Raw genomic sequence first — 15,237 nt, 5'->3', positions numbered from 1 at the left:
TTTTCAGAATGAATGCAAACGTTTGCTTTAAAATACAAAAGAACTAGAACAACAAGGATAGGCGAAGCAATGAAGAAAGCAAGTGATTTTCGAACAGTCTAAAAGGCAGCTTATTAGCTGCCTTTTAAAATTTAACTTCATCAGTAGTTTTAGGTTCAGCTAGCCAGCGCAGTGTCTCATTATGGTGTTTAATAATCTGCTCGGCCGTAAGCTCATCTGAATTCCAAGTACTATGAGCATCCGTAACAAGTGTAACTTCATAGCCATTTCCAAAGGCGTTTCTAGTCGTAGTATCAACACAGATTTCCGTTTGAATTCCCGCCATAACTAAATGGTTAATTTCAAGTTTTGCCAACTCTTCTTTTAAATTCGTCTTAAAAAAAGAGTCTGGTGTTGTTTTATGTATAATGATATCTCCATCAATTGGAGCAATATCTGACTGAATTTCCCAACCAGGTGTACCATATTCAAGTGGAGAATCTTCTTCAGAATGCTGTATATAAAATATCGGCGTATTCGTAGCTCTTGCTTTATCGATCAATTTGTTTAGATTATTTAATAATGTTTCACTATTATAAACCGGATTAGATTCGGAAAACATAAAAGCCTGAACATCGATTACTAAAAGAGCTGTTTTTTTCATTTAATAAATCTCCCCTTAGAAAATTGGCTATTTTTTACACCTTCTAGAAGAAAATATATCATGATTAGCAGTAGAGGAGAAGGGTTATTTTCAGAAAATTGTTGCTTATTTAATTTAATTGGATACTGTGCCAGTTACTTACATTGCATTGACCAAATTCATTACTACCTGTAGCAATAACTGTGCCATCTGATTTAAGTCCGAGAGTATGTGTACAACCTGCTGAAATTGCTATAATATCGCACCAGTCACTTACATTACATTGGCCATGCCTACTTAATCCGACAGCTATAACAGAGTCGTCTTCCTTTAGTCCAATCGTATGATTACTTCCAGCTGAGATTGCTACTATGTCGTGCCAGTTGCTAACATTACATTGACCATCTTTATTCAGTCCTACAGCAACAACCGTACCGTCCGACTTTAATCCGATGGTATGAAGATACCCTGCCCCAACCGCCACGATCTCATGCCATTTGCTTACTTTGGATTGGCTATACCGATTATTGCCCACAGCTGTAACGGTGCCATCTGATTTAAGTCCGACAGTATGCCAGTCACCTGCCGAAATAGCCACAATGCTGTGCCAATCATTTACATTGCACTGACCATCGTTGTTTCGACCTACAGCAATAACCGTACCATCTGATTTTAGCCCGACTGAACGACGCCAACCAGCTGCAATCGACACAATTTCACGCCAGTTGCTTACATCACATTGTACATGCTTGTTCCATCCCACAGCCACAACGGTTCCGTCTGCTTTTAATCCAATCGTATGAGAATTACCCGTGTGAGCGTTACCCGCAGCAACCGCCACAATATCGCTCCAATCGTTAACTTCTAGTTTGCCATATTTATGATCACCTACTGCATAAACCGTACCATCAGAATGAAGTCCGACGGAATGTCGATAACCAGCTACTATTGTGTCTTTAGGAAACTTTTTCACTTTTAACTCCCTCCCATTAACTACAACTCATCTACTTAGCTTCTAATCAACAATCTTTAGTCCCATCAATGTTGCAAATTGAACGGCTTGATTTGATGAAACTTTGCAGCCATTTAAATTACTAATTGAAACAGCTAATTCGTTAAAAGTAGAGCTACTAATATCAATCCCTTTTAAAGATGTTTGTTCAAAATTTGCTCCATCAATATTACATCTATTAAAATCAATTTTTTTGAATTTACAATCATAAAAATCAGTGTTTTTTAGAACAGAGTCTTTAAAAATTACTTTTTCTAGTTTTGATTCTCCGAACAGTGATAAATTTAAAACAGAATTTTCAAATTGTACATTTCCAATGCTAGATTCCGTCAAATTTGCGCCTAATAATTTACAATTCTTAAAAATCACTTTGTGGATGGAAGAGTTTCTCATATTGCAATTTGATAAATCACAGTCTTCAAAATATACATCAGTCATACTAATGTTTCTCAAATCTGTATTCGTAAATTTACAATTCTTGATGACTGCTTTATATAAATATACTCGATCTACAACTTCATTTTCAAAAACGGAGCCAGAGATTTCGCACATTCCTAATTCTGGGTCCTCTTCATAAAAAATGTCATAAAAGTTTCTAGTGATTAATTCTTTCGGGATTGAAGGTGTATCGATTTTCATAGGAATTCCTCTCCTTAAATAGGTGGATAAACTACTATCCATTCGATTTGCTACTAATTACTATAAGGAACTTTAATTTTAAAAAAAAGACTTTTAATTCTATTCGGTCTGTGTACAAAATAGCGGGTCTTTTATTTGTATAGTAAGAAGAAGTGTACCATTTTTAAAATGAAAAGCTACTTTCGTTATAATCCATTTTTGATATGACCCTTTTGTAGTCTACCATTTCTAAAGTGTCAATCGTAATAAATACTAGAAACATGAACTCTATTATCAAATTCGCTACTAATATTAATAAAATTTAATGTAAATCTATTTTTCTAATCGAAATCTATTAAAACTTCCATATTTATAATAGGATGCTTGTCCAATCTACATTATCTTTTTTGAATAAATTATATTAAAACTATCAGGAGTTGATTTAATGTATCCGATCCGTCCAGTTACTAGTGCTAGTGTAGCAGAAAGACAAAGATCTTTTAATAGAATAGAAAATGCACAAGCAGAATTTCAAAGATTAGTCGTTCGTGATTCACACACGATTACAGTTGCTCAAACTGAAGCTCAGGCTTTAGTTTTAGTACAAGCTTCACTACAAGCTGCAATTGAAGCTGTCATTCTTTTATTTGCTGATGATCCAAGAGTTAGTCAATTGCAAAAAGTTGCTCAATCCTTAGAAAATCTTCAATTACAATCACAATCTGTTTACATTGAGAATTCAGATGGAATTGTTGTCACACAAACTGAATTGCAAATTGAAGCAGTTATTCAAGCAGCAATTCAATTATTAGCACAATTAGTAGCAAAACTCGGCTAATACGATTTGGAGAAGAAAAGGACAAAATTTTTTCGTCCGAAACCTCTTATTCAAATTTGTTAAATGATTTTGCTTAGGTTTATAACTTTTTTTGATGCCGCTTTTAACCTTTCGTCTTCAAAAAAAGTTAACCATATTTTGATTTTAATACCATCTATTTTTATCCAATCCGATAAAAGTAGGTGGTATTTTTGTTTTCGTTTGAAAAAATTTCAAGGAGAAGAATGAAGTGACAAAAAAACCAATTTCTCAATTTTACAGAGAAATTGGTTATTTGTTTAAAAGCTATGGGTGAATTTTAGCTAATTTTAATCATCGTTATAAATTTGGGCGCCGAGCTGGCCATGAACCTTGGAGTTTACGAAGTTGTACAATTTGTCCAGTATGATAGGCGTCGTGTAAAAGGATATTTTGATATTGTTGCCAAACTGGTAGTGAAGGTTTGGGTTGATCTAGTTCGGCCTCGTTTAAGGATGCTAATGTAGATTGTAAGGCGTCATGAACTTGAAGTGTTCGTTTTACTGTTTGTTTCCAGGCATTATCATCATTCGGTCTGCCTTGGACAAACGTTTCATCATTATTATTGTGAGCAACAAATGTATTATCTTGTTGTAAGCGTGAAAGTAAGCGCTCTTTAAAGAATAGTAAATGGTTTACATTTTCCCAAATTGTATTACTGGCTTTTCCTTCTGGTTGCCAACATGCTTGTGCAGCAGTTAGATTCTTTAACGCTTCTGAAATTGGCGGGTACCATTCTTCTTCGTAAAAAACTTGCTTGACTCCACTTTGTAAGATTTCTTTTTTACTCAAGTTGTATGTCCTCCTTCTATGTAATTTCCAGATTAAAAGAACAGTGAAAGCAAACTCAGACTAAAAGGAACCAATCCTTAATTGATGATTTGAAGGTGTGCGAAAAAATTTAATTTCAGTTCTTTATTTAACTACTATGCCATGTACTGGAAGAAAAAAACAAATTTTTGCAACTATAGAAATTGTTTGTTGGATATCTTGACTCAATAGTATTACTAAAATAATACCTATAGTTCTCTTTAAATTTCCTTGTTAAACTAATAGATAATAAAAGTTGTTAAATTTATATAGAACGTGTTCATTTCATATCTTGATTTTTTAAGATAAGCAGATGAGTAAAAATTTTAAATAAATTGGAGTGAATAATAATGAAAACAATTGGTCTGATTGGTGGTATGAGTTGGGAGTCTTCTTTACTGTATTATCAAATTATGAACGAACGTGTAAAAGAAAAACTTGGCGGTCATCACTCCGCAAAAAGCATATTGTATTCAGTCGATTTTCAAGATATTAAAACGCTTCAGTTCGAGGATCGATGGGATGAATTAACAACAATGATGATTGATATTGCTAAAAAGCTGGAGAATAGTGGAGCAGATTGTCTTGTTATTTGTACGAATACGATGCATAAGATGGCAAAGGAAGTTCAAGAATCGGTCAATATACCTTTATTACATATTGCTGATGCAACTGCTAAAGAAATTGTAAATAATGGAATTAAAAAAGTTGCTTTGTTAGGAACTGCATTTACAATGGAGCATGATTTTTATAAAGGAAGATTAATTGAGCAGTTTGGTTTAGATGTTATTGTCCCAAATGAAGCAAAAAGAAAAGTGATCCATCATATTATTTATGAAGAACTTTGTCTTGGAATTGTAAAAGAGGAATCTAAGCAAGTTTATTTAAATATAATCAATCATTTAATTGAACAAGGAGCGGAAGCGGTTATTTTAGGATGTACTGAAATAACGATGTTAATCTCTCAGGAAAATTGCAGTATTCCTGTCTTTGATACAACAAGAATTCATGCTGAAAATGCGGTGGATTTTGCTTTAGATCGTCAATAACAAGAAACCCACAAGGTATGTATAGTTCCTTGTGGGTATTTATATTTCCATGAAAAAACAATACAAGTAATTAATTTTTAATAGGGAAATCGTTGGTTGCTTGAGTAAGTGTTTTCTCTTTTTTAATCATGAATAAATTGAAGACGATATAATAGGCAAACATGATCAGCATTAGCCCAGCAGACCATCCAGAAGCCATGCTTTGTAATCTGTTAGATAAAACATCATTTTGTAATCCATTTAGTTTTTCAATTAAATAAAGATCATAAATTCGATAAACTAAACGACCGAAGAATAGTAGTGTGACAGTGGAGCTAATCCAAATATTTGTATTAAAGAACCATGCGCCATTCCTATTTTCATAATTTGTTTTGGTTGAAGCGAAATAAGCAAGCCCAATTCCAATTAGAATACCAACTATATCTGATGTTAAAATAATTGGTTTAAAACCACTTTGTAATAAGATTAGCGTTCCAATTATAAAAAAGATAACTGTACTGAAATACATTTTCTTCCTATTCAATTGCTGCCATCCGATACTTTTACGGACCCTTTTAAAGATCCGATAAACTAAAAGTAAAATAATGATTCCGATAATAACATATTGTTGATTCATAGATTCTCTCCTTAATTTGTTTTGTATGTTCTAATGATATTCTTTTATTAATGTTGAATCGACTTCTACTTGATAGAAATTTGATCATGAAGTCTATAACTAGAGATAGAGGAAAACAGGAAGAATATTGTTTAAAATTATAAGTAAATGAGGGGAGGTTGTTTATTTTGAAGGAGGACAAAGTCTTCTTATTAAGACCAATCATAGGTGCTATTATTATTTTAATTTTCATGTACACTGGAGAATTATTTAGTGGATCACCTTTTAAAACTGCGCTATATTTAACGATTTGGGTTACTTTTACATGTGTATTATTGATTCCTAAAGATAAATGGTCGAATGTAAATTTAGTGATTGCATTTAGTGTTATGATGATTGAAGCATTGGTAGGATTAATACTGTTCAAAGAAATAAATGTTTTGTATTTTTTAGCATTTATGTTACACATAACGATTACTCGGTCAACTTTATCAAGGACCCCGATTACATCAATTATCGTTATGATTGTCATTGCTTTAATCTATACGCGATTTGGACACCAAGATTTATTAAACGTTTTTACATATAGTTTATTCTCAATTATTTTTTATATAAATATTAGAAATAGAATGCAGCGGAATGAAATGTATGAATTGAATAAACAATATGTTATTAATTTAGAAAAAGCATATAGTCAATTACAAGAAGCGTCATCTACTGTTATGCAAAATGCAATTTTAGAAGAGAGAAATCGAATTGCAAGAGATATTCATGATGCGGTTGGTCATAGTTTAACTTCAATTATCGTTCAAATACAAGCTGTACAATATATGGTAAAAAAGGATCCAAATCAAGCCGAACAAAGTTTAAAAGATATGTTAGTAGTTGCTCGAAAAGGGTTAGATGATATTCGTAGATCTGTTCATTCACTTGCTGATGAACTTCCACAATCGGCAATTGACACATTGGAAACTTTACTGAAACATATGGAGTCCTCATCCTCTATTCAATATTCTTTTAAAGCGGAGATTGGTGATGTTGAATTAGACGTCGCGGTATACAAAATACTGTTTAGAATCTTACAGGAATCAATTACAAATGTTATACGTCATTCTCAAGCCACTAAACTAGATGTTGTACTGAAAAAGGAATCTGAAAGCATCAATATGACCGTTAGGGATAATGGTGATTTAGATAATGCTCAAAAAATTAGTGAAGGATTTGGATTGAAATCAATGAGAGAAAGATTAGAAGAAATGAATGGTAGTCTTTCGTATTCAGTTGTATATCCACATGGCTTTGAAATCATTGCAAAAATACCATTGTGACTTGAGGAAGGGTGAGTAAGTATGTCATATGAAAAAATAAAAGTCTTACTAGTTGATGACCAAACAATGATAAGGCAAGGCTTTCGTTATGTAATAAATTTACAAGATGATATGAACATAATTGGTGAGGCATCCGACGGAATAGAAGCAATCAAGTTAGCTAAAGAAACACGCCCAGATGTTATTCTGATGGATATACAAATGCCTAATCTTTCAGGAATAGATGCTACAAAAGAAATAATGAAACAATTACCTTCGACGAAAATTGTTATTTTAACTACATTTGATGATCAAGAATATATTTATCAAGGAATTCGATCAGGAGCTGTAGGATTTTTATTAAAAGATGCTGAAGTTGAGGAAATGCTTGATGCTATTCGGTTTGCACATCGAGGTGAAGCGATTTTTAAAACAACTCTAGCAGCAAATGCACTTTCTAAAGCCATTGTTTCTGGATTTACTGTACCGGGTAAGAAAGGTGAAACAATTTTAATCGAGAAACTAACCGATCGTGAACAAGAAATCCTCCAGGAAATGGCGTATGGACTTCGAAATGACCAAATCGGTAAAAAATTATTTATAACGGAAGGTACTGTAAAATCACATGTTCACCGTATATTACAAAAATTTGGTTGTGAAGACCGAACACAAGTAGTCGTGACAGCACTTAGAAATGGAATGGTGAAATAAGAAGGTCAGTGGTTAGAAATGTAAATAAAAAGTAGATGTTACTTCTCTCTGAGATAACACCTACTTTATGTGGACCGAAATCTATCTAAATGAAATTTTCAAAATGGCTTGTATTACTTTTAAAATCAATTCGGAAAAAAAGTGGAAAAGGCAGTTTAGGAGAAGTGGGTTCGAATTGAAAAGTGAAAATTTTAGAATAAATGTAAATCTAGAAGAAGTAATTAGATAAGGTTGACTTAGTCAGTAATAATCTGTTGTGGAAAATCTTCGTTAGATAGATTCGGTAATAAATGTGATCATAAAATTAATCTAATTAAATAGATATAATATTAAATGGCCAAAAGTATGAGTTTGTTCTAGACGATAAACTATTTTGTACAAGATTTTTTAATAAAAAAGAGGAAATTTTAAAAAAACTACGAACTATTATTATTAATTCATCCGTGAATCGAAATTACTTCTTCCATTAAAAATTGGTTATGTATTTTATTAAGTAAGTTTGTTAACAATACATTAAATAAAATTTACTAAAGAGGTGTAGTCAATGAGCGTCCATGATCCAAAAGAATTTGATGAATTGATACCAAATGATACCGATTTAAATTTTATGAAGAAATTTCCAGAAGTAGAAGAAGCGATTGGAATTGATGAAATTCTAAAGTGGTTAGAAGATTAACTTTCGTGAGAATAATTTGAAAATAAAAAGTACTTTCTAGATTTTTAGAAAGTGCTTTTTTTTGCGAATTATCGGTCCTTACTATTTTAAAATTGTAAGTGGTAGGTTAAAAATTTGGTTGTAAAATGGGGAAAAAGATAGATGGGGCGTTTATAGAATAAATAAGAAGAACCAATATGGAAAAGGGTATTTTGCAACTATTAATATTATTAATTTAATATATTGGATTAGGAATAAGTAATTTTACCTATAGTGGGTTCTGTTAAAAGGTATTGCTTTCCTATATATAGAAGTAGTCTTAGTGAACATTTTGTAAGGGCTTTCATTTTAATTATTTTGTTTCATTAACGTTTGATGAGAACACCACTAAAATTAAGGAGGCAAATTAGAAATGAAGAAAAATCAGTTTGATACAAAGTTGATTCACGAAGGATACAAAACTAGTGAGTATCAGGGGAGTTTAACTCCTCCATTATTTCATACGTCTACCTATACGTTTCCAACTGCACAGCATGGAGAACAGTCATTTGCTGGTGAAAGAGATGATTTTATTTATTCAAGGCTAGGAAATCCAACTGTTCAAATTTTAGAAGAACGAATGGCTGCGTTAGAAGAAGGAGAAGTAGCGTTAGCATTTGGGTCAGGTATGGCTGCTGTATCTGCTACAATTTTCTCTTTAATTAGTACTGGAGATCATATTTTATGTTCAAAAGGCATATACGGTTGTACGTATGGATTTTTGGAAATGCTAAAGAGCAAATTTGGCATTGAACATAATTTTTGTGAAATGGATACCGAAGAAGAAATCGAAAACTTAATCCAAGAAAACACGAAAGTACTATTTATTGAAACACCAATCAATCCTACAATGAAAGTCATTGATATTGAAATGGTTGCAAGAGTTGCTAAGAAAAATAATATTACTGTTGTAGTTGATAATACATTTTGTTCACCTTATCTACAAAAGCCATTAACACTAGGCTGTGACATTGTCCTACATAGTGCAACGAAATATATTAGTGGTCATGGTGATGTAGTTGCAGGAATTGTTGTTTGTAAAACAAAAGAGCTAGCTGATCGAATGATTCCAATCAGAAAAGATATAGGAGCGATTATGTCACCATTTGATGCATGGCTATTGCTTCGAGGATTGAAGACTTTAGCAGTTCGAATGGACCGTCAATGTGAAAATGCAAAAAAAGTCGTTTCATTTTTACAATCGCATCCAATGGTAAAAGATGTATATTACCCTGGAGATTTTAAAAATAAAAATTACTTTCTCGCAACTAAGCAAATGAAAAAAGGTGGTGGAGTCTTCGCATTTACAATTGACGGGACAAAGGAAGAAACTCAGGAATTTATTAACCATTTAGAAATGATAAAAATAGCGGTAAGTCTAGGTGATACAGAAACATTAGTTCAACATCCCGCGACGATGACCCATGCAGTCGTTCCAAAAGAAATGCGAGAAAAAATGGGCATCACAGAAAATATGCTACGCATGTCAGTTGGGTTAGAAGCATGGGAAGATATCGTAGCAGACTTACAACAAGCTTTGCTTAAATCCAGTAGTAATTCACTATGTTAAATTGAGTTGATAAAAAAGTACTTTCTAAATTGATCTTAGAAGGTACTTTTTATTTTAGTTGCAAAATTATTCTATTATATAGATACGACATTTTATGAAACGAATCCTATACTTTCGATTTCACTAGTCAAAAAACTAGAAAGGACGAGAAGTCTACTCTAAGGAAGATTTTTATAAAAGTGACTTAAATAGGGGTATATCTGGTCAAAATTGTAATATTTTATAATAATGTCGATATGAAATTAAATGTTTGATTTGTCGGTATATTTCTATTTTCATTCCGTTTTTTCTGAGGAATTAATCTGCTAGCTTGAGTATTTTGGAACTAATAACCAAATAATTAAAAAAATCTAGCGAGTCTCACCACTAGATTTTTAAACGAAGCTTATATATTCAAAGAATCAATAATAGGATAAAGCTCTTCTAAATGAGTAATTTCATATGTAGGCACAACTTCATTTCTCTCTTTATTGTGACGATTAATCCAAACGTTTTTCATTCCAATTCTGCTTGAACCTAAAATATCAGTCATAAGATTATCTCCAACCATAATGACCTCTTCTTTTGATAGTTCCATTAATGATAAGGCATGTTCAAAAATAGTTGGATCAGGTTTACCTTTTCCGAAGTCTCCAGAAATTAGTATTTGATCAAAGTATTCTTTAATCTTTGGTGTAATTGAAAGCTTCGTATGTTGCAAATCAGGTGAGCCATTTGTTAGCAAAAGTAGTTTAAACTGTCCATTTAATCGATCAAGAACATCAAATGTTTCATCGTATAGAAAAGGGTTCCCTTTGCGCTCTTTGGGGAATGTTTCGGCTAAAAAATGACCAAATTCTGGATCATCTATTCCAAATGCTTTTAAGCCAAGCGTCCATGCATTTTTTCGATAGCTAGGTGAATTAGCCCGCATTTTTGGGAATTGATCATGTTCATCTAAAAAATTCCCCCATAGTCCTTCGAAGGGATTTATGCCGATTAATTTTGTAAATTCGTATGTATCATATGATTCATAAAGCTTTCTAGCGGCATCACGAACAGCATGTTCAAATGCTACTGGATCTATACCGTATTTTTCTGTAGCTAGCTTGCAAGTATTTGCAAATGCAACTTGAACGCTTTTTTGATCCCAAAGTAATGTGTCGTCCAAATCAAAAATGATTCCTTTAATCATAAAAAAAATAACCCCTTCCTAATATAAACTGTATAAATTACCCACTATCGTACTAGGAAAATATGAAATAGTAAATAGGAAGCTACTAAAAATTTGCTTTTTTTAGGAAGGGATCAGTTATTTTAATTAATAATATAGTACAAATGCCGATTAAATGAATATAATACTTTGTTGATTTTGATTTAATTAATGATGAAAAGAGTGAGTATATGTCATTTGAGGATTTTGTAAACTGTCATTCAATGCAAATTAATACGAAGGCGGTCTTTGATAAACAAAATAAGTTAATGCGATATTCGCTTACAAGAACTTGGGATGAATCGAAAAAGAAAGCTACTATTGTATTACTTAATCCTTGTCGAGCAAATCATCTAAAGAGTGATTATATATTGGCGAGATGTCTTAACTTTTTTATAGATTATAAGAAAGGTAACTTCGGATCGCTAGAACTAGTAAATCTTTTTGCATTAATGGAACCGGATTCAACAAAGTTAAAAGGGAAAGAATGCGAAGTTGGCGAACATAACGATGAAGCAATAAAATTAGCGATTAGTGATGCAGACATTATTATTGTAGGTTGGGGTTCAAGTAAACGATTTAAATGGCGAATTAAAGAAGTTCTAGAGATACTAGAGCCTTATAAAGATAAATTATATAATTTTTGTGATGACTCAAATCGGAAAGATATATTGATTCACCCAGTTATTTTATCGGAACGACATTGGTTAGAAAAATTAAATTTTGAAGCTCTATACGAATGGACTACAAAAGATTAATTTTAATATTCTTCCTTATGACAACTCATTTTGGGTTGTTTTTTTATTGGTTGAAAATTCAAATACTTATTTTTTTAAAAGTTGTTATAATAAATTGAGTATTAAGTTTTAGTTCAACTAAAATTGCTAGATTTTTAGGAATTCAATTATAACTTGAGTCCATTTTTCCTCAATTCAAGTACCGCTTGATTTTAACTATTCAATTAACTAGATACAATTAAATTAACTTTTAGAAAGAGGTGATATAAATGTTTGATATGAAAAAAGTAGGTAGACAAATCGCTCAATTAAGAAAGGCAAGCAAGATTACACAGATGAAGCTAGCTGATCAATTAGGTGTTAGCTTTCAAGCAATTAGTAACTGGGAACGTGGAGAGACAATGCCTGATATTTCAAAATTACCTGAGCTTGCTGAGATCTTTAATGTAAGCATTGATGAAATGTTAGGAAATGAAAAAGGTGTTAAATTGATTAATAATTTAATTGAAAAAGATACTTCTGATTCTTCACTTGAGTTAGAAGTTGAAAAAGAAGATTTTTTAAATGTTGCACCGATTCTTACTTTCAATCAAGCAGACTTAGTTTTCAGAAATGTTGAGAATGATCTTACGATTACTGATACATCAGAAATGGCTCCATTTGTTAGTGGCGACTTAATCGATGAATGTGTAAAGAAAGAATTTGATTCGAATGGAATGAAAGAATTATCACGTATAGCACCATATATTAGTAACGATTTAATTGATGAATTTGCGAAGCGAGAGTTTGAATCCAATGGAATCGAACAATTAACTCTGGTGGCACCATTTATTAGTAAAGAATTAATTGATGATTTGGCAAAGAAAGAGTTTGAAACGAATGGTCTAAAAGGATTAACACAAGTGGGACCATTTATAAGTAATGAGATGATCGATGAATGTGCAAGGATAGAGTTTAAAACAAATGGTATGAAAGAAATAACATCAATGGCAGCATTTATCAGTAATGAAATAATCGATGAATGTGCAAAGAAAGAGTTTGAAATAAATGGCATAAAAGGACTAACATCGATTGCGCCATTTGTTAGTAATGAAGTAATTGATGAATGCGCAAGAAAGAGTTATGAATTAGAGGGGATCAAGTCATTAGCACCAATCTGTCCATTTATTGAAGGCGACCTACTGAATGAACTTGCTTTAGATGCTATATCAAAAAATGGCATTAATGAGATTATTTCAGTGGTTCCATTTTTAGATTCGAAAATACTAAATTAATATTTGATTTTACTTTTTAGGGTTCGAAATTAGGACCCTTTTTTATTATTTCTAAGCATTTTATTAATAAAAAAGGATATTTTCTGGACAATTCAGTAATATCCTTTATCATATAAATAGTAAAAATAATGAAAAGGTGACTTTATGAAAAAATTATTTGTGATCGGGGCTTTCGCAATCTGTTTAATTATTTCTGCACAAACAAACCCATCAAAAGGTGAGTTTGTTACTTGGGCAAAGGATCAACTAAAATTGGAATCAAAAAATAAATATGTTGATTTTGGAATTGACTTATTTGGTGAAAAACTTATTAGTAAAGTTACAACTAAAAAAGATTATGTCTTTTTTTCAGTTTACGAGGTTAATGCTTTAGATAAAGAAATAAAAGTAGTCGGCTTATTTAATCACTTTATCCCAATTTCAAAAAAATAATTTATGAAGTGTAAGTGGAAAATGTTGAAAGCATGTATATAATAGAAGAATAAAGTTAAAAGAGGTGGAAAGAATGAGTAAATCAAAAGCAAGGAAATTACGAGATAAACTAGTAAGAGAAGGTAAACGAAATCCAGAATTAAGTAGAAGTTCATTTGCGATGTTAGATTTAAATACGCGTAAAACAAAAACGAAACAAGAAAAATTAAATCAAGTTAAACATAAAAAACAGTCCTTTGGTAAAGATGATTTTCAAACAAAGGACTTTTTTTATTTACCTAATCTTATAGCTGTGTAGTCGGTTCTTTTTTACTTTTAACAAATTGATTATAAAAAAAAGCTTTCACGATCCTCTATATCATACTTCTCATCAAAGCCATCTTAAAATACGTATCATTATAAAAACTGAATATGCTAGTGTAAATCAATACTTTTTTTGGATGACAGCTAAAAAATAGTTAGGCATACGATGTTTTTGAATTGGATACATATTACTAGTTAATAGAGAAGGTTCTAGATTCTATAAGTGGCAAAATATTAAAGATATATTAGTAGGATTAAATTTAAATCAAATTACCTTTTAAATCAGTTCACTTCACTTAATTGTAAATAAATTAAGTGTTACAATCATAAACTAGCAAAGTCTATTTTAGTCTCGTGAGGCATTTACAATTAATTGTGCCATTCTTCTTGGATGTATTTTTGCAGTGGACAAATGATCGCCACTTCCTTGAATAAAGCGATAAACTCCTAATCTACTAGCCATATGAGGGTACCAACCAGAATTCTCTCCTGTAGGTACTGCTATATCCTCTTGTAAATTAATATAGCTTCTTGGAATCGATAATTGGTAAAAGGTTTTTAAATCGAGCTTTTCGACAAGGGGCGTTGCTGGTTCAGGTGTTGTCGCATGATAAATTTGACGCGCCGTTTGTAAATCAGCCAAGTTAACAAACACATCTCGGAAGTATTGAAATGGTAGTTTAATTGTATGATCAGAAGATTGCCCAGCTAAGTCTAAAAATAATTTTTGTGTTTGTGGTGGTAATTGATCAACCAAGCTTTCACCGTCATTTAAAACAAAAGCATTCCAAAAAACTAATCGTTTAATTCGATCGTGAAGCTGTTCAGCGACTTTTTGAATGACGGTACCACCAAAGCTGTGACCGATCAAAATAATATTATTAAGCTTTTTTGACCTTATATAATGAACGACTTGTTTTGTAATCATCTCATGGTTTACATTTTTATCCTTATCTGTACCATGCCCAGGCAACTGAGGTGTATGAACAATATGTCCCATTTTTTGTAGTTCTTGCGCAATTTTGTGCCAGAAGAATGGATCAACCCATGAGCCGTGAACTAAAACGAAAATAGCTTGGGCATGCTGGCGATAAAAAATATCGGATTGGTCAAGAGTGTGGTGCTGTTGATGAATAGGATATGATTGATATTCGTTATACCAATAGTGGTGGTAATCATAATAAGGATTATTCTGAATTGGATTCATATTTTGATTTCTGAAGTTTATGGGGTGAATCATTTCAGGGGATTTTTTATTGGTCATTCTAATTAGTCCCTCCTCTTTAATCTTTCTCATCGTATGCACCTATTCGTTAGAAGGTGCCCACTTAACTAATGGAAATATCGGTAAGTAAAGAGGAGAAAATAATATTTTAGGAGGAGAATATTATCAAAAAAACTATCTTTTTATTAATCCTATTGTTTATTGTTTGTACAAGTGTTTACGTTGCGGTA

The 15,237-nt window shown here is 31.9% G+C and carries 17 protein-coding genes; 10 read left to right on the top strand and 7 right to left on the bottom strand.

Features of this window, described 5'->3' with window-relative positions:
• Positions 1–124 precede the first annotated feature (124 nt).
• The 3 genes from CN925_RS04090 to CN925_RS04080 all read right to left on the bottom strand — a co-directional run bounded on the left by CN925_RS04090 (position 125) and on the right by CN925_RS04080 (position 2,273).
• Positions 125–643 carry a cysteine hydrolase family protein gene (locus CN925_RS04090; protein ID WP_098844987.1) on the bottom strand — a complete coding sequence of 173 codons (519 nt, stop codon included), beginning with the start codon at positions 641–643 and terminating at the stop codon, positions 125–127.
• Positions 644–752: 109 nt separating this feature from the next.
• On the bottom strand, positions 753–1,595 hold the full coding sequence (locus CN925_RS04085) for an RCC1 domain-containing protein (protein ID WP_098844986.1): 843 nt from the start codon (positions 1,593–1,595) through the stop codon (positions 753–755).
• Positions 1,596–1,637: 42 nt separating this feature from the next.
• Complete coding sequence (locus CN925_RS04080) at positions 1,638–2,273, bottom strand: pentapeptide repeat-containing protein (protein WP_098844985.1); 636 nt, start codon at positions 2,271–2,273, stop codon at positions 1,638–1,640.
• Between the two features lie 424 nt (positions 2,274–2,697).
• Here CN925_RS04080 and CN925_RS04075 point away from each other — a divergent pair, with 424 nt between their 5' ends.
• Positions 2,698–3,090, top strand: coding sequence for a spore coat protein (locus CN925_RS04075; RefSeq protein ID WP_098844984.1), 393 nt, complete (start codon positions 2,698–2,700; stop codon positions 3,088–3,090).
• A gap of 318 nt (positions 3,091–3,408) precedes the next feature.
• Here CN925_RS04075 and CN925_RS04070 read toward each other — a convergent pair whose 3' ends face one another.
• Positions 3,409–3,900, bottom strand: a complete 492-nt coding sequence (locus tag CN925_RS04070) for a DinB family protein (protein WP_098844983.1) — start codon at positions 3,898–3,900, stop codon at positions 3,409–3,411.
• Positions 3,901–4,268: 368 nt separating this feature from the next.
• Between CN925_RS04070 and CN925_RS04065 the strand changes: the two genes are divergently transcribed.
• A complete protein-coding gene (locus CN925_RS04065; protein WP_098844982.1) occupies positions 4,269–4,967 on the top strand; it encodes an aspartate/glutamate racemase family protein in 699 nt (232 codons plus the stop codon).
• Positions 4,968–5,037: 70 nt separating this feature from the next.
• On the opposite strand, the gene CN925_RS04060 is transcribed toward CN925_RS04065, so the two are convergent.
• Positions 5,038–5,583, bottom strand: coding sequence for a CcdC protein domain-containing protein (locus CN925_RS04060; RefSeq protein WP_098844981.1), 546 nt, complete (start codon positions 5,581–5,583; stop codon positions 5,038–5,040).
• Positions 5,584–5,750: 167 nt separating this feature from the next.
• Here CN925_RS04060 and CN925_RS04055 point away from each other — a divergent pair, with 167 nt between their 5' ends.
• From CN925_RS04055 to megL, 4 genes are all read left to right on the top strand, one after another.
• Complete coding sequence (locus CN925_RS04055; RefSeq protein WP_098844980.1) at positions 5,751–6,890, top strand: sensor histidine kinase; 1,140 nt, start codon at positions 5,751–5,753, stop codon at positions 6,888–6,890.
• 21 nt (positions 6,891–6,911) lie between these two features.
• Positions 6,912–7,580 (top strand): response regulator transcription factor, encoded by a 669-nt coding sequence (locus tag CN925_RS04050; RefSeq protein WP_098844979.1) that lies wholly within the window; start codon positions 6,912–6,914, stop codon positions 7,578–7,580.
• Positions 7,581–8,124: 544 nt separating this feature from the next.
• Positions 8,125–8,256: a hypothetical protein gene (locus tag CN925_RS21515; RefSeq protein WP_286138261.1), complete on the top strand. Its 132-nt coding sequence runs from the start codon at positions 8,125–8,127 to the stop codon at positions 8,254–8,256.
• 391 nt (positions 8,257–8,647) lie between these two features.
• Positions 8,648–9,844, top strand: coding sequence for a methionine gamma-lyase (megL, locus tag CN925_RS04045; RefSeq protein WP_098844978.1), 1,197 nt, complete (start codon positions 8,648–8,650; stop codon positions 9,842–9,844).
• A gap of 385 nt (positions 9,845–10,229) precedes the next feature.
• Here the strand turns inward: megL and CN925_RS04040 are convergent, their stop codons facing one another.
• A complete protein-coding gene (locus tag CN925_RS04040; RefSeq protein WP_098844977.1) occupies positions 10,230–11,018 on the bottom strand; it encodes an HAD family hydrolase in 789 nt (262 codons plus the stop codon).
• Positions 11,019–11,227: 209 nt separating this feature from the next.
• Between CN925_RS04040 and CN925_RS04035 the strand changes: the two genes are divergently transcribed.
• The 4 genes from CN925_RS04035 (at position 11,228) to CN925_RS04020 (ending at position 13,777) form a co-directional block, all read left to right on the top strand.
• Entirely contained in the window at positions 11,228–11,794 is a 567-nt protein-coding gene (locus CN925_RS04035; protein ID WP_098844976.1) for a DUF1643 domain-containing protein, read from the top strand.
• Between the two features lie 248 nt (positions 11,795–12,042).
• Positions 12,043–13,047 carry a helix-turn-helix domain-containing protein gene (locus CN925_RS04030; RefSeq protein WP_098844975.1) on the top strand — a complete coding sequence of 335 codons (1,005 nt, stop codon included), beginning with the start codon at positions 12,043–12,045 and terminating at the stop codon, positions 13,045–13,047.
• Positions 13,048–13,191: 144 nt separating this feature from the next.
• Positions 13,192–13,479 carry a hypothetical protein gene (locus CN925_RS04025; protein WP_098844974.1) on the top strand — a complete coding sequence of 96 codons (288 nt, stop codon included), beginning with the start codon at positions 13,192–13,194 and terminating at the stop codon, positions 13,477–13,479.
• Between the two features lie 73 nt (positions 13,480–13,552).
• A complete protein-coding gene (locus tag CN925_RS04020) occupies positions 13,553–13,777 on the top strand; it encodes a hypothetical protein (RefSeq protein ID WP_098844973.1) in 225 nt (74 codons plus the stop codon).
• 351 nt (positions 13,778–14,128) lie between these two features.
• Here CN925_RS04020 and CN925_RS04015 read toward each other — a convergent pair whose 3' ends face one another.
• Positions 14,129–14,989 carry an alpha/beta hydrolase gene (locus CN925_RS04015; RefSeq protein WP_098845077.1) on the bottom strand — a complete coding sequence of 287 codons (861 nt, stop codon included), beginning with the start codon at positions 14,987–14,989 and terminating at the stop codon, positions 14,129–14,131.
• Between the last annotated feature and the right edge of the window lie 248 nt (positions 14,990–15,237).

Origin of the sequence: Bacillus sp. AFS055030 (genome assembly GCF_002574545.1) — a bacterium.
Lineage (GTDB): Bacteria > Bacillota > Bacilli > Bacillales > Bacillaceae_G > Gottfriedia.
This window is presented reverse-complemented; position numbering and strand designations above follow the sequence as displayed.